Origin of the sequence: Salmonella sp. 741265050_HSA, assembly GCF_046569445.1 — a bacterium.
Classification (GTDB): domain Bacteria; phylum Pseudomonadota; class Gammaproteobacteria; order Enterobacterales; family Enterobacteriaceae; genus Salmonella; species Salmonella enterica.
Genome location: NZ_JBKFSV010000003.1, coordinates 35,211 through 56,089, shown reverse-complemented (window position 1 = coordinate 56,089; position 20,879 = coordinate 35,211). Strand labels below are relative to the sequence as shown.

The 20,879-nt window shown below is 50.3% G+C and carries 24 protein-coding genes and 1 other annotated feature; of the genes, 11 read left to right on the top strand and 13 right to left on the bottom strand.

The window, feature by feature from the left end; all coding sequences use genetic code 11:
- Window positions 1-541: 541 nt before the first annotated feature.
- Window positions 542-1,024, bottom strand: coding sequence for an SsrA-binding protein SmpB (gene smpB, locus ACLD4F_RS08625; protein WP_001518569.1), 483 nt, complete (start codon window positions 1,022-1,024; stop codon window positions 542-544).
- Window positions 1,025-1,212: 188 nt separating this feature from the next.
- Between smpB and ACLD4F_RS08620 the strand changes: the two genes are divergently transcribed.
- Window positions 1,213-1,650 carry a type II toxin-antitoxin system RatA family toxin gene (locus ACLD4F_RS08620; RefSeq protein WP_001537508.1) on the top strand — a complete coding sequence of 146 codons (438 nt, stop codon included), beginning with the start codon at window positions 1,213-1,215 and terminating at the stop codon, window positions 1,648-1,650.
- Complete coding sequence (locus ACLD4F_RS08615; RefSeq protein WP_001112990.1) at window positions 1,640-1,930, top strand: RnfH family protein; 291 nt, start codon at window positions 1,640-1,642, stop codon at window positions 1,928-1,930. Before ACLD4F_RS08620 ends, ACLD4F_RS08615 begins: the two co-directional genes overlap by 11 nt.
- A gap of 165 nt (window positions 1,931-2,095) precedes the next feature.
- Here ACLD4F_RS08615 and bamE read toward each other — a convergent pair whose 3' ends face one another.
- The 3 genes from bamE to nadK form a co-directional block, all read right to left on the bottom strand.
- Window positions 2,096-2,434 carry an outer membrane protein assembly factor BamE gene (gene bamE / locus ACLD4F_RS08610; protein WP_001203445.1) on the bottom strand — a complete coding sequence of 113 codons (339 nt, stop codon included), beginning with the start codon at window positions 2,432-2,434 and terminating at the stop codon, window positions 2,096-2,098.
- 148 nt (window positions 2,435-2,582) lie between these two features.
- Entirely contained in the window at window positions 2,583-4,244 is a 1,662-nt protein-coding gene (gene recN, locus ACLD4F_RS08605) for a DNA repair protein RecN (RefSeq protein ID WP_411010790.1), read from the bottom strand.
- Between the two features lie 85 nt (window positions 4,245-4,329).
- A complete protein-coding gene (gene nadK, locus ACLD4F_RS08600) occupies window positions 4,330-5,208 on the bottom strand; it encodes an NAD(+) kinase (RefSeq protein WP_001059155.1) in 879 nt (292 codons plus the stop codon).
- A gap of 122 nt (window positions 5,209-5,330) precedes the next feature.
- Between nadK and grpE the strand changes: the two genes are divergently transcribed.
- Window positions 5,331-5,921: a nucleotide exchange factor GrpE gene (grpE, locus tag ACLD4F_RS08595; protein ID WP_001518875.1), complete on the top strand. Its 591-nt coding sequence runs from the start codon at window positions 5,331-5,333 to the stop codon at window positions 5,919-5,921.
- A gap of 34 nt (window positions 5,922-5,955) precedes the next feature.
- On the opposite strand, the gene ACLD4F_RS08590 is transcribed toward grpE, so the two are convergent.
- From ACLD4F_RS08590 to ACLD4F_RS08580, 3 genes are all read right to left on the bottom strand, one after another.
- Complete coding sequence (locus ACLD4F_RS08590) at window positions 5,956-6,561, bottom strand: hypothetical protein (RefSeq protein ID WP_023136472.1); 606 nt, start codon at window positions 6,559-6,561, stop codon at window positions 5,956-5,958.
- Window positions 6,562-6,681: 120 nt separating this feature from the next.
- Window positions 6,682-7,968 carry an HlyC/CorC family transporter gene (locus ACLD4F_RS08585; RefSeq protein WP_127172650.1) on the bottom strand — a complete coding sequence of 429 codons (1,287 nt, stop codon included), beginning with the start codon at window positions 7,966-7,968 and terminating at the stop codon, window positions 6,682-6,684.
- 19 nt (window positions 7,969-7,987) lie between these two features.
- Entirely contained in the window at window positions 7,988-8,779 is a 792-nt protein-coding gene (locus ACLD4F_RS08580; RefSeq protein ID WP_001537507.1) for an inner membrane protein YpjD, read from the bottom strand.
- Window positions 8,780-8,944: 165 nt separating this feature from the next.
- Between ACLD4F_RS08580 and ffh the strand changes: the two genes are divergently transcribed.
- From ffh to rplS, 5 genes are all read left to right on the top strand, one after another.
- Window positions 8,945-10,306, top strand: coding sequence for a signal recognition particle protein (ffh, locus tag ACLD4F_RS08575; protein WP_000460052.1), 1,362 nt, complete (start codon window positions 8,945-8,947; stop codon window positions 10,304-10,306).
- A gap of 252 nt (window positions 10,307-10,558) precedes the next feature.
- Window positions 10,559-10,807: a 30S ribosomal protein S16 gene (gene rpsP, locus ACLD4F_RS08570; RefSeq protein WP_000256453.1), complete on the top strand. Its 249-nt coding sequence runs from the start codon at window positions 10,559-10,561 to the stop codon at window positions 10,805-10,807.
- 18 nt (window positions 10,808-10,825) lie between these two features.
- Window positions 10,826-11,374: a ribosome maturation factor RimM gene (rimM, locus tag ACLD4F_RS08565; protein WP_000043266.1), complete on the top strand. Its 549-nt coding sequence runs from the start codon at window positions 10,826-10,828 to the stop codon at window positions 11,372-11,374.
- A 44-nt stretch (window positions 11,375-11,418) separates the two neighbouring features.
- Entirely contained in the window at window positions 11,419-12,186 is a 768-nt protein-coding gene (gene trmD, locus ACLD4F_RS08560) for a tRNA (guanosine(37)-N1)-methyltransferase TrmD (protein ID WP_000469813.1), read from the top strand.
- A 40-nt stretch (window positions 12,187-12,226) separates the two neighbouring features.
- Window positions 12,227-12,574: a 50S ribosomal protein L19 gene (rplS, locus tag ACLD4F_RS08555; protein WP_000065257.1), complete on the top strand. Its 348-nt coding sequence runs from the start codon at window positions 12,227-12,229 to the stop codon at window positions 12,572-12,574.
- A 156-nt stretch (window positions 12,575-12,730) separates the two neighbouring features.
- Here rplS and dgcN read toward each other — a convergent pair whose 3' ends face one another.
- Together dgcN and ACLD4F_RS08545 are read right to left on the bottom strand one after the other, a co-directional pair.
- The gene (gene dgcN, locus ACLD4F_RS08550; protein ID WP_023231960.1) at window positions 12,731-13,951 is read right to left on the bottom strand and encodes a diguanylate cyclase DgcN; all 1,221 of its coding nucleotides are present in this window, start codon (window positions 13,949-13,951) and stop codon (window positions 12,731-12,733) included.
- Complete coding sequence (locus tag ACLD4F_RS08545) at window positions 13,944-14,462, bottom strand: YfiR family protein (RefSeq protein ID WP_001212379.1); 519 nt, start codon at window positions 14,460-14,462, stop codon at window positions 13,944-13,946. The genes dgcN and ACLD4F_RS08545 overlap by 8 nt, the downstream gene beginning before the upstream one ends.
- 440 nt (window positions 14,463-14,902) lie before the next feature.
- Between ACLD4F_RS08545 and aroF the strand changes: the two genes are divergently transcribed.
- The 3 genes from aroF to ACLD4F_RS08530 are packed head-to-tail and all read left to right on the top strand — an operon-like array spanning window position 14,903 to window position 18,070.
- Window positions 14,903-15,973: a 3-deoxy-7-phosphoheptulonate synthase AroF gene (aroF, locus tag ACLD4F_RS08540; RefSeq protein WP_411010789.1), complete on the top strand. Its 1,071-nt coding sequence runs from the start codon at window positions 14,903-14,905 to the stop codon at window positions 15,971-15,973.
- 9 nt (window positions 15,974-15,982) lie between these two features.
- A complete protein-coding gene (gene tyrA, locus ACLD4F_RS08535; protein ID WP_000225191.1) occupies window positions 15,983-17,104 on the top strand; it encodes a bifunctional chorismate mutase/prephenate dehydrogenase in 1,122 nt (373 codons plus the stop codon).
- Window positions 17,105-17,161: 57 nt separating this feature from the next.
- Window positions 17,162-18,070 (top strand): SMP-30/gluconolactonase/LRE family protein, encoded by a 909-nt coding sequence (locus ACLD4F_RS08530; RefSeq protein ID WP_156010509.1) that lies wholly within the window; start codon window positions 17,162-17,164, stop codon window positions 18,068-18,070.
- On the opposite strand, the gene pheA is transcribed toward ACLD4F_RS08530, so the two are convergent.
- The 4 genes from pheA to ACLD4F_RS08510 form a co-directional block, all read right to left on the bottom strand.
- Entirely contained in the window at window positions 18,031-19,191 is a 1,161-nt protein-coding gene (gene pheA, locus ACLD4F_RS08525; RefSeq protein WP_080203073.1) for a bifunctional chorismate mutase/prephenate dehydratase, read from the bottom strand. The two genes, ACLD4F_RS08530 and pheA, sit on opposite strands and share 40 nt — an antisense overlap.
- A gap of 22 nt (window positions 19,192-19,213) precedes the next feature.
- Window positions 19,214-19,339, bottom strand: a sequence feature (Phe leader region).
- Entirely contained in the window at window positions 19,291-19,338 is a 48-nt protein-coding gene (pheL, locus tag ACLD4F_RS08520; protein WP_010989056.1) for a pheA operon leader peptide PheL, read from the bottom strand. It overlaps the preceding feature by 48 nt.
- Window positions 19,340-19,501: 162 nt before the next feature.
- Complete coding sequence (locus ACLD4F_RS08515) at window positions 19,502-20,494, bottom strand: tyrosine-type recombinase/integrase (protein WP_024132356.1); 993 nt, start codon at window positions 20,492-20,494, stop codon at window positions 19,502-19,504.
- 66 nt (window positions 20,495-20,560) lie between these two features.
- Complete coding sequence (locus ACLD4F_RS08510; RefSeq protein ID WP_000185337.1) at window positions 20,561-20,866, bottom strand: helix-turn-helix domain-containing protein; 306 nt, start codon at window positions 20,864-20,866, stop codon at window positions 20,561-20,563.
- Window positions 20,867-20,879 lie beyond the last annotated feature (13 nt).

Below are 20,879 nucleotides of genomic sequence, written 5' to 3'. Positions count from 1 at the left end.
CCCGTTCATCATGAGAGATGAATTTCCGTAGCCATATTCTTTTTTATGAGCGTAGGTGAAGGTCTGGTTTTCTCGCCGAATAACCCTTTATTTTTTGTGCCTGACTAGTGCTTTCGTATTAGATGATATAGTCAGAAAAAAATCTTTCTGCAAATTAAGATCTATTGATAAAGGTGTTAGTGCGTCTGAAATATAACGGAGTTTGTGTTAAGGAGAGGTGGGGTAGGCTAACAACGCATAATGACTTTTTATTTATCTTCATGTTTTATAATGAATTTTAATTTATTCTTCTTTTTCTTTTTTAACATAAAAACAATACCTTTTGTGAAGGTATTCAGCAATATTAAATTTTATAAAAATCATTTGAAGTATTGTGTTATTAGGCTATAAAAATTTTTTAAACAAAGAATATATTCTTGTTGTGGTGCGGTATTTATTGCTATTGATAAGCGTCAGACACAGAGAATATATTTTCGAGGCATGCATGAGATATGAATATTGACCAGCTTCATACTGAGAAGCTGGTCACAAAAAATGTCTATTATCGGCCTGCATTTTTCATAATGCGTGCTTTATCCAGTTGCCACTCACGTTCTTTAAGATCGGAACGTTTATCATGTTGTTTTTTACCTTTCGCCACGCCGATCTTCACTTTGCACCAGGCATTTTTCCAGTACAGAGAAAGCGCGACGACAGTATAACCTTCACGATTAATACGGCCATACAGCGAATCAAGCTCACGCTGATTTAACAACAGTTTGCGGGTTCGGGTTGGGTCGCATACAACATGTGTCGAGGCGACCGCCATCGGCGTAAAGTTTGCGCCAAACAGCCAGGCCTCGCCATCTTTGAGGATAACGTAACTGTCGCCGATATTGGCTTTTCCTGCGCGCAGAGATTTTACTTCCCAGCCTTGCAGGGCGAGACCAGCCTCGAACTCTTCTTCGATAAAGTATTCGTGCCGGGCGCGCTTATTCAGCGCGATGGTGGCTGAGCCCGGTTTATGTGCTTTTTTCTTCGTCATAAGTGTCGTGAATTCATAGGTAATCTGATATCGAAAACACCCCATTACGTCCTGATGAGGTGCAAAAATCTATCTTAGCATGAGTTGGGCTATGCACGCACAATTAAGGCATGACGGTTGGGGACAGCATTTTTTTTACTCGCTGATAAGTGGTATTATTTACACGATTTATGTTGATGGGAATTGCTATGCCTCAGATTAGTCGGACTGCTTTAGTCCCCTACAGTGCGGAACAGATGTATCAGTTAGTGAATGACGTGCAATCGTATCCCCAGTTTTTGCCTGGGTGTGTTGGTAGTCGCGTCCTGGAGTCATCGCCAGCACAGATGACGGCGGCTGTTGACGTGTCGAAGGCGGGTATCAGCAAGACGTTTACGACGCGTAATCAGCTAACGCGTAACCAGAGCATTCTGATGCATCTGGTGGATGGCCCCTTTAAAAAGCTGATCGGCGGCTGGAAATTTACCCCGCTCAGCCCCGAGGCGTGCCGCATTGAGTTTCAGCTTGATTTTGAGTTTACCAATAAACTCATTGAGCTGGCGTTTGGTCGTATATTCAAAGAGTTAGCGTCCAACATGGTGCAGGCGTTTACGGTTCGCGCCAAAGAGGTTTACCGTGCCGGATAAACTTGTGGTTGAAGTGGCTTATGCGCTGCCGGAAAAGCAGTATTTGCAGCGCGTAACGCTGGAGGAGGGCGCGACGGTCGAAGAGGCGATTCGCGCTTCCGGCTTGCTGGAATTGCGCACGGATATCGATCTGGCGAAAAATAAAGTGGGTATCTATAGTCGTCCGGTAAAACTCACCGATACGGTGCAGGATGGCGATCGGGTTGAAATTTACCGTCCCTTAATCGCCGATCCAAAAGCGTTACGCCGCCAGCGCGCCGAAAAATCGGCTGGCAGATAATTAGCCTCTTTTGCCGGATAACGGTGTGAAAGCCGTACCACACCTGAAGCACAGGCGTGCCTGTAAGCCAGATAAACGTAGCGCCATCAGGCAAATTCGTACCAAATGGCGGGGGAGAGGTTTGCAGGCCTGATGAACGTAACCTCATCAGGCGGTATCACAAAATTACTTCGTCAACGCCGGTTTGTTATCAATATTGGTTAACACGCCGCTGCTGTTAAAGGTGAGCGTCAGAGTCTGCTGCGTCACGTTCTCATGTCCTGGCTGCTGGCGGAAAACATAAAACCAAGTGTTCGTACCAAAAGGATCGGTCATCATCGGCGTGCCTAAAGCATACGCAACCTGTTGTTGCGTCATACCAACACGCACTTTGGCGACATCCGTAGGTGTAAGATAGTTCCCCTGATTGATGTCAGGTCGGTAAACCACTCGCTCCAGAGTGGAACAGCCTGCGGTCAACATCAGGAGTACTGCTGCGGCAGCAGTCAGCGTTTTACAGCGCATAGTGATTGGGTTCCTTTTCGGGCCTGAGCAGTACGTGGCTCATATTAATATGCCGATGATAATAGACCTTTCATCACTTTAAAACCTTTTGCTGTCGGGTCTTACGGCGTTTTTGTTGTGAACTCAGACCTTCGGGAGATAAAAAAGTTTACGCCGCCAGCAGTTCTTTTGCGTTTGCCAGCGTATTACGCGTAACTTCACTTCCTCCCAACAGGCGGGCCAGTTCCTGTAAACGCGCACGTTTATCCAAAGGTTGCATATGGGTTTCGGTCATTGCCCCGTCAGTTTCTTTACTGACAAAGAAGTGCTGGTGACCGCACCCGGCTACCTGTGGCAGGTGAGTGACGCACATCACCTGAGTGGATTCGCCAAGCTGACGCAGGAGTTTACCGACCACGGCGGCGGTTGGGCCGCTGATGCCAACATCGACCTCGTCAAAAATCAGTGCCGGCGTTTCCATTTTGCGCGCGGTAATCACCTGAATAGCCAGCGCAATGCGCGACAGTTCACCGCCAGACGCGACTTTAGCGATAGGCTGCAGCGGCTGACCTGGGTTTGTCGTCACTTTAAACTCCACGCGATCGGCGCCGTCGTTGCTCAGATGATGCTCATCAAATTTCACGTCGATAGTAAACAGACCGTGCGGCATTGAAAGTAAATGCATACTTTCAGTGATCAACTGCCCCAGCTCCTGGGCGTAAAACTGACGCTGTTGATGCAGCGCTTGCGCCGTTTCCAGCGCTTGTTGGTGATGCTTATTAACCGCCAGCGTCAGCGTTTCCAGCGAATCGGCCTGATCGTCGAGCTGCTGCTGTTCTTCGAGCAGTGACTGATAAAGCTGCGGCAGCGCTTCCGGGCTGACGTGATGTTTTCGCGCCAGCGAAATTTGTTTAGCGATGCGCTGTTCAAGCTCAAACAGGCGATTGGGGTCTAAATCCAGACGCTCGCAATAGTGGCGTAATTCATCGCTGGCTTCGGTGAGTTGAATAGTGGCTTCTTCCAGCATATCCAGGATGCCGGAAAGCTTGCTGTCCATACCCACCAGCTCGCTAACCAGTTGTTTTGCGCTATATAACTGGCTTTGCAGGTTAACGTCTTCGCCGTCCGCGAGTAGCGCCAGAGCGTTCTGGCTGGTCGTAAGCAACTGCCCGCTGTTGGCCAGCCGTTTGTACTCTTCGTCAATTTGCTCGAATTCGCCGGCCTGCGGATTAAAGTTGTTCAACTCTTTTAACTGATATTGCAGCAGTTCCGCGCGCGCGGCGCGTTCCTGGCTTTGTTGCTGGTGATGGGCGAGATCGCGGCAGCTTTGATGCCATAATTGGTAGCGGGCAGCCATCTGCTGCGCTAAAGCGGCTTCGTTGGCATAGCTATCCAGCAGCGATTTTTGCTGTTCGGGTTTGGTAAGCTGCTGGTGCGCATGTTGACCGTGAATTTGAATCAGCAACTGACCGAGCTCGCGCAATTGAGACAGGGGCACAGCGGTGCCGTTAATAAAGCCCCGTGAGCGGCCATCGCTGCTGATAACGCGGCGAAGTAAGCATTCGCGACCTTCTTCAAGCTGGTTTTCTTCCAGCCAGCGCAATGCCGCAGGCGTGTCTTTCAGCGCAAAGCGGGCACACAAATCGGCGCGGGTCGCTCCGGTACGGACCATATCGGCCTCAGCGCGACCGCCCAGACACAGACCCAGGGCATCAATCGCAATAGATTTACCCGCGCCGGTTTCACCAGTAATGACGGTCATTCCGCTCTGAAAATCGATCTCAAGCTCACGAACGATAGCAAAATTGCTGATGGTCAGTTGCGCCAACATAGCTGTTTTCCTGTATGAAAAACCATGACTGTAATTAAATACAGTATAAACTGGTTTTTTATACAGTAAAGAGGCTAACGTAAAATTAGAATAATTTTTTTGACCAACCGAGTTTTGTGCTTAATGTATTGAAATAGCTATAGTCTTTGGGATGTATCAGGTTGAGGTGGTAGTCGCAGCGGCGAATCAGCACATCTTCTCCTTCCTGAATAGGCAGCGCTATCTGGCTGTCGCAGCTAATTTCCAGATCGCTACGGCGATGCGAAAAACGCAGACGAATCGTGCTACTGCTGTTAATGACTAACGGGCGCGCCGACAAGGTATGCGGGAACATCGGCACCAGAGTGATGGCATCCAGTGAAGGGGTCAGAATAGGGCCGCCTGCGGAGAGCGAATAGGCGGTGGAGCCTGTCGGCGTAGAAATGATCAGACCATCAGATCGCTGTGAAAAAGCGAAGGTTTCATCAATATAAACCTCGAATTCGATCATATGCGCCACTTTTCCCGGATGCAGCACCACTTCATTAATGGCTGTGCTGATACGCTTCTGGCGGTCCTGTTGGCAGACCTGCGCTTCCAGCAGAAAACGTTTTTCGGAGATATAGCGCCCTTCCAGCACATCCGATAATTGTTGCAGGGCGTTGTCCGGATCGAGATCGGTCAGGAAGCCAAGATTACCGCGGTTAATGCCAATCACATTGATGTCATAACGCGCCAGCGTACGCGCTGCGCCAAGCATATTGCCGTCGCCGCCCACGACTACCGCCAGATCCGCCTGTTGACCAATTTCCGCCAGCGTGCCGGTTGGCACATTTTTTAGCTGTAATTCGTGGGCGATTTGTTGCTCCACAATGACCTCATAACCCTGATCGCATAGCCAACGGTAGAGCATTTCATGTGTCGTGAGTGCGGTGGGATGACGCGGATGCCCCACAATGCCGATACACTTGAAATGATTATTCATTTTTCTGAGGTCCTTGTAGCGAAGATTGATGACAATGTGAGTACTTCCCTTGAAACCCTGAATCTGATCCCCATAATAAGCGAAGTTAGCGAGATGAATGCGAAAAAAACGCGGAGAAATTCATGAGTAGTAAAGAACAGAAAACGCCTGAGGGGCAAGCCCCGGAAGAAATTATCATGGATCAGCACGAAGAGGTTGAGGCAGTTGAACCAAACGATTCTGCTGAGCAGGTGGATCCGCGCGATGAAAAAATTGCGAATCTGGAAGTTCAGCTTGCAGAAGCCCAGACTCGCGAACGCGACACCGTGTTGCGCATCAAAGCGGAAATGGAAAACCTGCGCCGTCGTACTGAACAGGATATCGAAAAAGCGCATAAATTCGCTCTCGAGAAGTTCGTCAACGAATTGCTGCCGGTAATCGATAGCCTGGATCGCGCGCTGGAAGTCGCAGACAAAGCCAATCCGGATATGGCGGCAATGGTCGAAGGGATTGAGCTGACGCTGAAGTCTATGCTGGATGTGGTGCGTAAGTTCGGCGTGGAAGTGATTGCTGAGACCAACGTGCCGCTGGACCCGAACGTGCATCAGGCGATTGCGATGGTGGAGTCGGAAGAGGTTCCGGCAGGCAATGTGCTGGGTATTATGCAGAAAGGCTATACGCTGAACGGTCGTACCATTCGCGCGGCGATGGTGACGGTAGCGAAGGCGAAGTAAAAGTCTGATGGCCGATGTAAAGTCGGCCATTTTTTTAGCTTAAAAAATCCTGCACTTCCAGCCACGGCGTGTTGAAATCCTCTATTTTTTTATATTCGCTCATTGGCAGAACGACCACATTATAGGTGTCAGCTCCTTCATTCAGATCAAAAATCTGGAAGCCCCTTTTATTGAGTTCGGTCTGAATACGTTCAAAGATCTCGTCAAGGTAACGGTCTCCGGCTTCACAGACATCGGAGATTTCATCCTCTTGGGTTATTTCGACAAGAAGATTTCTTAATTCCTCAGAATCCGTCAGGTTTTTTGTGAGTTCATAAAAGCGATCTGCGGCAAAATTAGCCAGTTCGCCTTCTTCATCTTCACCTTTCCAGTCAACGAGGTGAATTAATCCTTCGCCGCGTAGAACTTGTAAAAATGCCTGTGCCAGATCGTTATTTCCGAGATCGCCACCGCTACAATCCAGAACGTCCTGCAACCCATATTCGTCTTCATCTTCGTCTTCAAAGATTTCAGGTTGCGTCGAAAGTTGAGAGAAAATAGTGGGCCATAAGGTTGGGTTGTGCGATAAAAAAACGCTGGCGACGACGTTGAGGTCGTCTGCAAAATTCTTATCCCATTCAATTACATAATCTTCTGACATAACATCAATATCCTTTCTGAATGCTTGAAAAGTCATTATTGCATTGTTAAGTAAATGGCAGGAATTGATGGAATCTTAAAAGACGGCGATAAAAAAGGCGAACCGGAGTTCGCCATTGTGTTACTCCGCCACACTCTCGCGCAGCGGTTTTACCGGTACAACCTTTACCTGCTTAATCATATTTTCCTGTACATCGAGAATATCGATATCGTACTGCTCAATGCGCACGCGCGTACCAGCAACCGGAATTTCCTCCAGCGCCTCCAGAATCACCCCGTTGACGGTGCGCGCGTCATCTTCCGGCAGGTGCCAGTTAAACGCTTTATTGATTTCCCGGACGTTGGCGGTACCGTCAATAATGACCGAACCGTCGTTTTGCGGCGTGACCTCTTCCGCCAGTGTTGGCGACATCGATGTGGTGAAGTCGCCAACGATCTCTTCGAGAATATCTTCCACGGTGACCAGCCCCTGGATATCGCCATATTCGTTGACGACCAGTCCGACTTTCTTTTTATTGCGCTGAAATTTGATCAGTTGCGTACTGAGCGGCGTACCTTCCGGGACGTAATAGATTTCATCGGCGGCGCGCAGCATCATCTCTTTGGTGAACTCTTTTTTCTCGGCCATTAACCGCCAGGCTTCACGCACGCGCAGCATACTGATGGCGTCATCCAGCGAATCGCGATAGAGCACAATGCGTCCGTGCGGCGAGTGGGTGAGCTGCCGCTCGATAGACTTCCAGTCGTCATTGATATCGATTCCGATAATTTCATTACGCGGCACCATGATGTCATCCACGCTGACCTTTTCCAGGTCGAGAACCGACAGCAGCATATCCTGATTGCGGCGAGAGATTTGCGAACGGGATTCATGCACGATAGTGCGTAATTCCTCTTTGCTTAACGACCCGCTGACCACGATGTCCGTTTTAATTCCCATCAGACGCATCAGCAGGCGGGTGATGGTGTTAAGTAACCACACCAGCGGCATCATCAGTATCTGTAACGGCGCCAGCAGGAAGCTGCTGGGATAGGCCACTTTTTCCGGATAGAGCGCGGCGATAGTTTTGGGCAGGACTTCGGCAAAAACTAACACGACAAACGTCAGTACCCCGGTGGCGATAGCCACGCCAGCGTCGCCGTAAAGCCGCATACCCACAATCGTGCCGAGCGCCGAGGCAAGAATGTTGACCAGGTTATTGCCGATCAGCACCAGGCTTATCAGTCGGTCGGGTTTACGCAGTAATTTTTCTACCCGTTTTGCCGAGCGATTACCTTGCTTCGCCATATGGCGTAAACGGTAACGGTTTAGCGTCATCATTCCAGTTTCGGAACCGGAAAAATAGGCCGAGATGACCACCATGATGATTAATATGATAATCAGCGTGGTGGTGGAGATGTGTTCCAGGGGAAACTCCTTTAAAAGCTTAGCTTACAAATTGCTGTAATATGCGGCTACCAAAATAGGCCAGCGTCAGAATACCCGCGCCTGCGACGTTAAACCACACGACCCGCCGACCCCGCCAGCCTTCATGGTAATGCCCCCACAGCAGAACGATATAGACAAACCATGCCACGATAGAGAGCACGGCTTTATCAATATTTTCAGTACTGAACAGGTTATGCATGTAAAACAGGCCGGTACACAGAGTAAGGGTCAGCAGTACGACGCCAATCTGCGTGATATGAAACATTTTGCGCTCAATGCTCATCAATGGCGGCATTTCATTACTAAACGCCAGCTTTTTGTTCTTCAACTGATAGTCGATCCACGCCAGTTGTAGCGCATACAGCGCGGCGATTATCAGCGTCGCGTAAGAGAAAAGCGACAGACCGATGTGCACCATCATGCCTGGGGTCGCTTCCAGATGCGTAATATATTCATTAGGCATAAACGTGGCGAAGGCCAGGTTAATCAGCGCAAAAGCATAGACAATGGGCAGAAGTAGCCAGCCGCGATTACGCGACGCGACAATGGTCATCACCGTGCAGATCATCAGGCTGACCAGCGAACCGACATTCAGCAGGCTCAGGTTTTGTCCACTGTCGCCGCCGGGCAGAATACGCGATTCCAGCGCGACAGCATGGCACACCAGCGCGATGACCGCAGAAAGAATAGCCATACGCCGCCAGCCGCTGTTTTTTTGCAACAGTCCGGGAACGATCAGCGCGAGGCTGAAGGAGTAGGCGACAAGGGCAAGTAAAGCAAAAACGGGCATAGTTGTGTCGACAGTTGACCAGTGAGAAAGAGAAGCAGTATAGCGTTACGTGACCGCAGCTCCAACCGTTGCATAACAACAAAGACGGCTTCATGGTATACTGTGGCGAAATTCTGTAACTGTGTCGCTGCGGCGACCAACCGTTTCCACCCCAGGCGAGAGACAATGTTTGATAATTTAACCGATCGTTTGTCGCGCACGCTGCGCAATATCAGTGGCCGTGGGCGCCTTACTGAAGACAACGTTAAAGAGACGCTGCGCGAAGTGCGCATGGCGCTGCTGGAGGCTGACGTTGCGCTGCCGGTAGTGCGTGAGTTCATCAATCGCGTAAAAGAGAAAGCGGTTGGTCATGAAGTTAACAAGAGCCTGACCCCAGGGCAGGAGTTCGTCAAGATTGTCCGTAGCGAACTGGTTGCGGCGATGGGCGAAGAGAACCAGACGCTGAATTTAGCTGCGCAGCCGCCAGCCGTAGTATTGATGGCGGGTCTGCAGGGGGCGGGTAAAACCACCAGCGTCGGTAAGTTGGGTAAATTCTTGCGCGAGAAGCACAAGAAGAAAGTGCTGGTCGTCTCTGCCGACGTCTATCGCCCGGCGGCGATCAAACAGCTCGAAACGCTGGCTGAGCAGGTTGGCGTGGATTTCTTCCCGTCTGATGTCGGCCAGAAACCGGTTGATATCGTCAACGCCGCGCTGAAAGAAGCGAAGCTCAAATTCTACGACGTGCTGCTGGTGGATACCGCCGGTCGTCTGCACGTTGACGAAGCGATGATGGACGAAATCAAACAGGTCCATGCTTCTATCAAGCCAGTAGAAACGCTGTTTGTCGTCGATGCGATGACCGGTCAGGATGCCGCGAATACCGCAAAAGCCTTTAACGAAGCGCTGCCGTTAACCGGTGTGGTGCTGACCAAGGTCGATGGTGATGCGCGTGGCGGTGCGGCGCTCTCTATTCGTCATATCACCGGCAAGCCGATTAAATTCCTCGGTGTCGGCGAGAAAACCGACGCGCTGGAGCCGTTCCACCCGGATCGTATCGCCTCGCGTATTCTCGGCATGGGCGACGTGCTGTCGCTGATCGAAGATATCGAAAGCAAAGTTGACCGCGCACAGGCTGAAAAGCTGGCGACTAAACTGAAGAAAGGCGACGGTTTCGACCTGAACGACTTCCTGGAACAGCTCAAACAGATGAAAAACATGGGCGGTATGGCCAGTCTGATGGGCAAATTACCGGGCATGGGGCAGATTCCGGACAACGTTAAATCGCAGATGGATGACAAAGTGCTGGTGCGTATGGAGGCGATCATCAATTCGATGACGCTGAAAGAACGCGCGAAGCCGGAAATCATCAAAGGTTCCCGCAAGCGTCGTATCGCGCAGGGCTGTGGGATGCAGGTGCAGGACGTTAACCGCCTTCTGAAACAGTTCGACGACATGCAGCGCATGATGAAGAAGATGAAGAAGGGCGGGATGGCGAAGATGATGCGGAGTATGAAGGGGATGATGCCGCCAGGCTTCCCTGGCCGCTAATTTCCCGGCCTGGCTCACTTGCTATTTCGGCTCCGGGGTGTGCTCGCCATCCTCACGTACTGCGTGTACGCTGCGGTGGCTGCGCGCACGCCGGCACCGAACTCGCTGCGCCGCCGACGGCCTTCTACAGCAGAGTTATTAACTGTTGATTGCTTTTTTCCCAGAAATCAGTAAAATTTTCGGGCTTTTAATATGACGCCGGGCTCCGTTCCTCGATGGGGCCCGGTTGTTTTATTCACACAAGAGGATGTTATGGTAACTATTCGTTTAGCTCGTCACGGCGCTAAAAAGCGTCCGTTCTACCAGGTTGTTGTCACCGACAGCCGTAATGCACGCAACGGTCGCTTCATTGAGCGCGTTGGTTTCTTCAACCCAATCGCTAGCGAAAAAGAAGAAGGCACCCGCCTGGATCTGGATCGCATCGCTCACTGGGTTGGCCAGGGCGCAACCATTTCCGATCGCGTTGCGGCGCTGATCAAAGAAGTAAAAAAAGCAGCTTAATCTGTCACGGTGGTCATGATGAGCAAGCAACTCGCCGCACAAGTACCCGCTGAACCGGTTGTACTGGGGAAAATGGGTTCTTCATACGGTATCCGTGGTTGGCTCAGAGTGTTTTCCTCCACTGAAGACGCCGAAAGCATTTTTGACTATCAGCCCTGGTTTATCCAGAAGGCGGGTCAGTGGCAGCAGGTACAGCTGGAAAGCTGGAAGCACCACAATCAGGATCTGATCATCAAGCTGAAAGGCGTTGACGATCGAGATGCCGCGAATCTTCTGACGAATTGCGAAATTGTCGTGGATTCCTCGCAACTTCCTGCGCTTGAGGAGGGAGACTACTACTGGAAAGACCTGATGGGCTGCCAGGTAGTCACCGCTGAAGGCTACGATCTCGGTAAAGTTATCGACATGATGGAAACCGGGTCGAATGACGTTCTCGTCATTAAGGCGAACCTGAAAGATGCATTTGGTATCAAGGAACGACTAGTACCGTTCCTCGATGGGCAGGTTATCAAGAAAGTCGATCTCGCTACTCGTACTATCGAAGTAGACTGGGATCCTGGTTTTTAAACCACCGAATAAACGGTAATAAATGGCGTTATGGGGATTGGCTTGTGTTTATTGGCATAGTTAGCCTGTTTCCTGAAATGTTCCGCGCAATTACCGATTACGGGGTAACTGGCCGGGCAGTAAAAAATGGCCTGCTGAACATCCAGAGCTGGAGTCCTCGCGACTTCACGCATGACCGGCACCGTACCGTGGACGATCGTCCTTACGGCGGCGGACCAGGGATGTTAATGATGGTGCAACCCTTGCGGGACGCCATTCATGCAGCAAAAGCCGCGGCAGGTGAAGGCGCTAAAGTGATTTATCTGTCGCCTCAGGGACGCAAGCTTGATCAAGCGGGCGTTAGCGAGCTGGCCACGAATCAGAAGCTTATTCTGGTGTGTGGTCGCTACGAAGGCGTAGATGAGCGCGTAATTCAGACCGAAATTGACGAAGAATGGTCAATTGGCGATTACGTTCTCAGCGGTGGCGAACTACCGGCAATGACGCTGATTGACTCCGTCGCCCGGTTTATACCGGGAGTTCTGGGGCATGAAGCATCAGCAATCGAAGATTCGTTTGCTGATGGGTTGCTGGATTGTCCGCACTATACGCGCCCTGAAGTGTTAGAGGGGATGGAAGTACCGCCAGTATTGCTGTCGGGAAACCATGCCGAGATACGTCGCTGGCGTTTGAAACAGTCGCTGGGCCGAACCTGGCTTAGAAGACCTGAACTTCTGGAAAACCTGGCTCTGACTGAAGAGCAAGCAAGGTTGCTGGCGGAGTTCAAAACAGAACACGCACAACAGCAGCATAAACATGATGGGATGGCATAGGCCCCCAAATATCAGTTTACCCAGGATAAGAGATTAAATTATGAGCAACATTATTAAGCAACTTGAACAAGAGCAGATGAAGCAGAACGTACCTTCCTTCCGTCCGGGCGATACCGTGGAAGTGAAAGTATGGGTTGTTGAAGGTACCAAGAAACGTCTGCAGGCATTCGAGGGCGTGGTTATCGCTATTCGTAACCGCGGTCTGCACTCTGCATTCACTGTTCGTAAAATTTCCAACGGCGAAGGCGTTGAGCGTGTCTTCCAGACTCACTCTCCGGTAGTTGACAGCATTGCTGTTAAACGTCGTGGTGCTGTTCGTAAAGCTAAACTGTACTACCTGCGTGAGCGTACTGGTAAAGCGGCTCGTATCAAAGAGCGTCTTAACTAAGAACGCGCTTTCGCAACATCCGAAAGCTTGTAGAAAAGAAGGGGCTGGCATTACGCTGGCCCCTTTTTTATGGGGTTGCTCCACGCCATAGACGGTTGCATGATTAGGTTGGGTCTGTGGTCTCAACGCTGAGTCAGAAACGGCCAGGCCCGTTCCTTAGTTTAGCGAGCGTTCCGCACGCCGGTGTTTAGCCTGATACATATTTCGATCGGCCAGTTCTTGTAGTTTTTCGGCAGTGGCATGTTCCCATGTCAGCGCAAAGCCAATACTCAGGGTCATCGTTATTCGCTGGCCGTTATGCAGTTCAAAAGGTCGATTAAACGCCTGGGATAGCGCTGCGCAAATACGTTGTACTTCATATTCCGAATGTACATCGTAAAGCACCACCGCAAATTCATCGCCGCCGAGTCGGTAAGTTTGATAACGGCTACCACCGAATTCCGCTAATCTTTTGGCAACCTCTATAAGTACGCGGTCGCCTGCCGCATGTCCCCAGGTATCATTAATATATTTAAAGTTATCGCCATCCAGAAATAACAATGCCGAACTGCTACGAGCGGAATTGTCCTTCATCAGCGCGTTAATACAGCTGCGAAATGCCGCGCGATTGGCAAGCCCCGTCAGCGGATCGTGCAGCGCGGTACGTAGTAACTGGGCATTTTTAGCCTGAAGCCGTAGCTGCCATTCTTCCATCTCATCCAGAAGGCTATTGAAATCCTGCGCAAACAGGTGAAATTCCGCAATACGCTCATCAGGTACCCGGCGTGAAAAATTTCGGTTAGTGCGAACGTCGTGTACAACTTCAGTAATATTTTGCAGCGCATCCACAACGCCATTGTGTAAATAACGCGTGAGCAGCAGGGCAATGCCGGATGCCAGCAGAATACATCCTGTCAGCACTGCCAGCGATAGCCAGATAAAATGACCAATAAGGCTGTCGCGAGCGACAAGCCGTACTTCACCGATGGCCCTGCCGTTGTGCCAGACGGGTTGTGATACCGGCAATGGAAAAAGCCAGTGGCTAATTAAGCCGATGAGCTTATCGTCTGCGGCTCGCGCATCATAGCGCCATGAGGCGATAGTACGGCCATTTTTATCGCGGACCTCCGCCGCTGAAAATTGTCCCTGGCGTCCCAGAGTGGCGAGCGTTTCCGCTGCGGCCGCGTTATCGGAAAATACCAGTGCCGCTTCAAGGCTATGGGCCATTGTGGCGGCGGTCAAATCGAGATTCTTTTGCGCATACTGTTTGAGCGTAAGGACAGACGCAACGCAAATTAATAGCCAGATCAATGTCATCGTAAGCAGCACGCTGATTATACTAATCCGCCGTAGTGTGCGTTTAAATGTTGGTCTGGACAGAGAAAATTCCTTATTCATGCTTTTGATTCCGTGCAAGCATTAATACTTCTGGATTCACTCTCACGCCGCTATGCGAGAGGGAGTCCAGGTTGACGGAAAATTTGACTTCATCATTGTTAATGATCAGACAAAATGCGCTGCCAATAATACATTCGGTATTTTGCTCGGCAATTAATAACAAAGCATTAACTGGATAATGACGCGTTAACTCCACCTGATAAGCTGGCGATTCATTGCCAAAGTAAAAACCATCACAGCGGGCGCTCAGGGCTTCTTGTGTGGTACGGATGACAAGCGGTTGATAAGGGAAAGCCCAGTCAGCCTCTTCGCTAAGTACCCTGACAAAACGCGCAGATGAAAATATGCATAGCCTTGGCGGCCCGGATAACGCCGGCCAGTGTGTATAACTGACGATACCGGAGACGATGGCGCGTACGGATTTCTCTTCTTCCGTGACGCGTTGAGCATACAGAGGCAAGCTTGCTAATAATAGCGATAACAGAAGGATAAATCGGTGAGAAAAACGCATTAACAAGTCCCCACCATCTTCAGTCGTAAAGCATTAAAATACATCCGTGATTGTTTGTAGCAAAATAACATTATTTTGCCATATCGTCATTATGTCTTATTGATAATATGAATAATTTAAGTAGCGTCCCTGATATTAAATTCTTGTGATAATGGTATTAATCACCCTATATCAGAAAGTAAAATTATGCGTGCGGAGAAAGAATAATCAAAAAAATGGCGAGCATCGCTCATTTTACCGCTTTTCTGAGGCTGGGAATAAAATAATTCGCTTGCGGTGTAAATTTTTTGATACGAAATGGAGGGGATTAATCGAAGATTGCGCATGGTGTAAAGTTTATTTTACGTAATATGGATTGAAATCTTTACTTTTTGTGGTATGGTTTAAACATCCTCGTGGAGGATCAACTATCGCAAACAAGAAAAGACAGGATCGCCATCATGCAAAAAGACGCGCTGAATAACGTACGTATCACCGATGAACAGGTATTAATGACGCCGGAGCAGCTTAAAGCGGCCTTTCCGTTGAGTCTGGCGCAGGAAGCGCAGATAGCGCAGTCCCGGGGAATCATTTCTGACATTATTGCCGGGCGCGATCCGCGTCTGTTGGTGGTATGCGGTCCTTGTTCTATTCACGATCCTGAAACCGCTCTGGAATATGCCCGTCGATTTAAAGCCCTTGCCGAAGAGGTCAGCGATAGCCTCTATCTGGTAATGCGCGTCTATTTTGAAAAGCCGCGGACTACCGTCGGCTGGAAAGGGCTGATTAACGATCCTCACATGGATGGCTCATTTGATGTGGAAGCCGGGTTGAAAATAGCGCGTCAGCTACTGGTGGAACTGGTGAATATGGGGTTGCCATTGGCGACCGAAGCGTTGGATCCAAACAGCCCGCAATACCTGGGCGATCTGTTTAGCTGGTCGGCGATAGGCGCGCGCACAACCGAATCGCAAACCCACCGCGAAATGGCGTCTGGTCTTTCTATGCCGGTCGGCTTTAAAAACGGCACGGATGGCAGCCTGGCGACAGCGATTAACGCCATGCGCGCCGCTGCTCAACCCCATCGCTTTGTTGGCATTAACCAGGCCGGTCAGGTTGCGTTATTGCAAACCCAGGGAAATCCGCATGGCCATGTGATTTTGCGTGGCGGCAAAGCGCCAAACTATAGCCCGGCAGATGTCGCTCAGTGTGAAAAAGAGATGGAACAGGCGGGACTACGTCCTTCGCTGATGGTAGATTGCAGTCATGGTAACTCCAATAAAGATTATCGCCGCCAGCCAGCCGTTGCCGAATCTGTGGTTGCGCAGATTAAAGATGGCAATCGTTCAATCATTGGCTTAATGATTGAAAGTAATATTCATGAGGGTAATCAGTCTTCCGAGCAGCCGCGCAGCGAAATGAAGTATGGCGTTTCCGTCACCGATGCTTGTATTAGCTGGGAGATGACCGATGCCCTGTTACGTGAAATTCATAAAGATTTGAGCGGCCAGCTGGCGGCGCGCGTCGCATAAGAGGTTGTTATGGTTGCTGAATTGACCGCATTACGCGATCAAATAGATGATGTCGATAAAGCGTTGTTGAATTTACTGGCTAAGCGCCTGGAACTGGTTGCCAAAGTCGGCGAGGTGAAAAGCCGTTTTGGCCTGCCTATTTACGTGCCGGAGCGTGAGGCCTCTATGCTGGCTTCACGACGGGCGGAAGCAGAAGCGATCGGTGTCCCGCCCGATCTCATTGAAGATGTCCTGCGCCGGGTAATGCGTGAATCTTACTCCAGCGAAAATGATAAGGGATTCAAAACGCTTTGTCCTTCTCTGCGTCCGGTCGTCATTGTGGGCGGCGGCGGACAGATGGGGCGTCTGTTTGAAAAAATGCTCACGCTGTCGGGCTATCAGGTCCGTATTCTGGAACAACAGGACTGGCCGCGCGCCAGGGACATTGTCGCCGATGCCGGAATGGTGATCGTCAGCGTGCCGATTCATGTTACTGAACAGGTCATAGCGCAACTGCCGCCCCTGCCGTCCGACTGTATTCTGGTCGATCTGGCATCGGTGAAAAGCGGTCCGTTGCAGGCAATGTTGGCGGCCCATGATGGCCCCGTGTTGGGCTTGCATCCGATGTTTGGTCCGGACAGCGGGAGCCTGGCGAAGCAGGTGGTGGTCTGGTGTGATGGGCGTCAACCGGAAGCGTATCAGTGGTTCCTTGAGCAAATCCAGGTGTGGGGCGCGCGGTTGCACCGAATTAGCGCTGTCGAGCACGATCAGAACATGGCTTTTATCCAGGCGCTGCGCCACTTTGCTACCTTCGCTTATGGGCTGCATCTGGCGGAAGAGAACGTCCAGCTTGAGCAGCTTCTGGCGCTATCATCGCCGATTTATCGACTGGAGCTGGCGATGGTCGGGCGTCTGTTCGCCCAGGACCCGCAGCTGTATGCGGACATTATTATGTCGTCGGAGCGCAATCTGGCGCTTATCAAGCGTTACTATAAACGTTTTGGCGATGCGATCGGGTTACTGGAACAGGGTGATAAGCAGGCTTTTATCGACAGTTTTCGCAAAGTTGAACACTGGTTTGGCGATTATGCCAGACGCTTCCAGAATGAAAGCCGTGTGTTATTGCGTCAGGCGAATGACAGCCGACCATAATGATGACATCTATACTAAAAGCCAGCTTTGCTGGCTTTTTTCGTTTAAGGAACCGTTATGACTACGCCGCACGTTTTATTTGATTATGCCGGACATTTACCAGAATGCCCCACATGGAGCGAGGATGAAAGCGCGCTGTATTGGACCGATATCCTGGAACAGGAGATCCATCGTTACCATCCGGCGAGCGGGACGCATAGCGTGCTGGCGTTTCCGGAAGAGGTGGGCTGTTTTGCCTTGCGTGAGCAGGGCGGATTTATTGTGGCCATGCGTCATGCTATCTGGCTGGCCGATAAAAATGGATTATTGCAGCGTAAGATTTGCGACAATCCCTCTAATACGAAACTGGCGCGTTTCAACGATGGCGGCACTGATGGCGATGGACGTTTTTATGCCGGAACGTTCTGGGCGCCAGGTGACTATAATGGCGCGTTGCTGATGCGGATCGATCATGACCTGACGGCAAAAGTGATCCAGTGCGATATCCAGGGACACAACGGCCTGGCGTTCAGCCCGAATAACCAGTGGATGTATACCTCCGATACGCCGAATGGCGTGATATACCGCACGTTACTTGATAAGCATGGCGAACCGGGCAAGCGTGAACTTTTTCGCCATTTTGGCGAAGGAGAAGGACTTCCCGACGGCGCGGCGATGGATAGCGAAGGGTGCTACTGGAGCGCGATGTTTGACGGCTGGCGCGTGGCGCGTTTCTCACCGCAAGGAGAGCAGCTGGAAGAGTACCGGTTGCCGGTACGTTGTCCGACGATGGTTTGCTTTGGCGGCGCAGATATGAAAACGCTGTTTATTACAACTACCAGAGAAAATATGTCTGCTCAGGAAGTGGCGGATTATCCGCTCTCCGGCGCCATCTTCACCCTGCAGGTAGCCGTCGCAGGGATGAAGAAAAGCCGTTTTATTGAACGTCAGGCAGGTTCTACCGGCACGACGTTTTCGCTGGGATAGCAGCCAAGCACTTTCATTGAGCGCGTGATCTCGCCCAGCTCTTTTAGCGCGCTTTGCATTACCTGCGACTCCAGGTTCGCCTGAATATCGAGATAAAACATCTCTTCCCACGGATTGCCGTGAATGGGGCGCGACTCCAGTTTCGTCATGATGAGATTGTGGTTACGCAGCACCAGCAGCGCTTCGACCAGCGCGCCAGCTTGCTGCCCGGTGGCGATTAACAGAGTGGTTTTTGCCGGAACCTGATCGGAAACGTTGATGGCTTTGCGCGCTAGCACCAGAAAGCGGGTGATATTCTGCGTCTGGTTTGCGGCGATGCGTTCCAGCACCTGTAAACCGTGCAACATGCCGCCTGCCTCGCTGCCGAGCGCCGCGACGCGCGGAGAGTTTGCCTGCGCGACTTTTTCCATCGCTGCCGACGTACTCTCGGTATAGTCAATTTTCCAGTGCGGATAGCGGCTCAAAAATTTACTGCACTGCTGGAACGGCTGCGGATGGCTGTACACCGTTTCGATGGTATTCAGATCCGTAGCGCCGGAAACCAGTACGCAGTGATCGATAGTGACGGTCATCTCACCGACAATCGACAGACTGGTGTGTTGCAATAAGTCGTACACATCGTTGATAGCGCCGGAGCTGGTGTTCTCTATCGGAACCACGGCGTAATCGGCCTGGCCGGTTTCGACCTGATGAAAAATATCGGTGAATTTTGCGCAACCGCTCTCGATAAATTGCTCAAAATGGCGTGCGGCATACTGGCGCGCCGCGAGATGAGAATAGGAGCCTTTCGGCCCAAGAAACGCAATACGTGCCGAATGAGGGTGAGTATTATTCAGATGTTGTTGCAGCAGCGCCTGCTGAGTAAGCACGGAGTCTTCAATGATAAGCTGGAACAGACGGGTAATGTAGTGTGCGTCGAGATGGTGGACTTTACCGAGATGGATGAGCCTGTCCAGCAGCGCGCGTTCACGATCGATATCCCGAACCGGACGATGCGACAGTAGTTTTGCTTGTCCCACTTCAATCGCCAGCGCGCGTCGTTTTGCCAGTAAGGCCAGTAACTCTTCGTCTAAAGCGCTGATTTTATCTCGCAGCGCCAGTAATGGGTTTTCCGATGTCATAGTGTTGCCTTTTTTGTTATCAATAAAAAAGGCCTCCCGGTGGGGGAGGCCTTCTTGTTCGTCTTCGCATTCTTTATCACATGACGAAACGCCTCCCGGTCAGGGGAAGATAAAAAAGAATGCGAAGAAAAACCGGGTTAGCTTCATAACTGTTTCCTTTGTGTACGTAAGTACAGTACCCGTACTGTTTTAATCCTGTCAACAAAAAACGCGCCTGAAGGTGCGATTGAAATGCTTGTTAAATAAGGCGCTCTTATTTAAATCAATCAGTTATGAGCGCCTTATCAGCCCTAATTACCCCTAAAGTGCCTTAGTTGGTGGACATTATCTGGACACTCCCGCGCATAGGGTTAAACCGTATAGCATCGGATAAATAGTCCGGGGCGAAGTGAGCATACGTCATTGTTTGCTCAATAGTTGTATGCCCCAGGATTCGCTGTAGCGTGATAATGTTTCCACCGTTAATCATGAAATGAGTAGCAAAAGTATGTCGTAACACATGAAGCGCTTGTCCTCTTGGCAGGTCGGGTTTTACCTTACGGAGTACATCGCGAACTCGTTCATAGTTAGTGTCAAACAACTTTCCTGATTTGCGCGTAAGGATGTAGTCAGCTATCTCTTGTGAAATTGGAACTGTCCGGGCGGGGCCAGTTTTAGTCTTGACGAAAGTTACACGATTACTGATAACGTGTTCTGCTTTCAGATTACTGGCTTCGCCCCATCGCGCCCCTGTATTTAGGCATAACACGACAACCCTACGATCATCACCAGTGAGTGCCATTAATAAGTCCCGGATCTCCTCTTCTGACAGGAAGGACATTTCTGTGTTTTCCAGGCGTAGTTTACGCACCTTGTGAAATGGGTTTTCATGATGAAACTCCTCCATATCAATCAGCAGCCTAAACATGCTGGACATAGTACAAAAGTCCCTGTTTACCGTTCCGGCAGACACACCATCATGTAGCCTGCTTGCGCGATACTTCATTAAAAAATTACGGGTCAGTTCGTAAACTCTGGGTTCGCCCATTTCACGGTTAATCTTTTCTAGCCGTTTTTTGTATGAGTCACCGTAATTATGGTTTTTACCGTGGTAACTCCACCATAGCGCGATCAAATCAGACAAAAGTCTTCTGTCTGCTGGTTTATCCTGCCACTCTTTATCGTGGAAGTTTGTCAAAACATATTTTTCATATGTCTGAGCTTCTGACTTCCTGTTGAATTTTCGGCGAATCCTCTTTCCTGAAGTTCCGCGCGGTCTTACGTCCACTTCATAACGACCATCATCGAGCTTCTTAATCGACATAGCGAAGCCCTCCGACATCTGAATCATTATGTAAATTATGTGCTAATGCGTATATAAAACAGACAATTAACCAGCCTTCTGGGTGGAGTGGGATGATTTTTTGTCGTCTTGCCCATCAGGGGAGAGAGACGGCGCGACCTGTCCCGCTGCCGGTGCTGTTTTGCCTGTCATTAACCAAAGCGTATATTTTTCAAATCTTGGATGCTGAGTGAACAACATGAGGTTGCCTTCAGTCATCTGTATGCCTTTCACTTCGTAATTAGTTAAAGTGTTGTAGGAAATTCCTATTATTTCAGATAGTTGACTTCTACTTAATCCCTCCGCCTTCCTAATTAATTGGATTTTCTTTCCTGCACTTGACGAGTTGGTCATATGTGACATATCC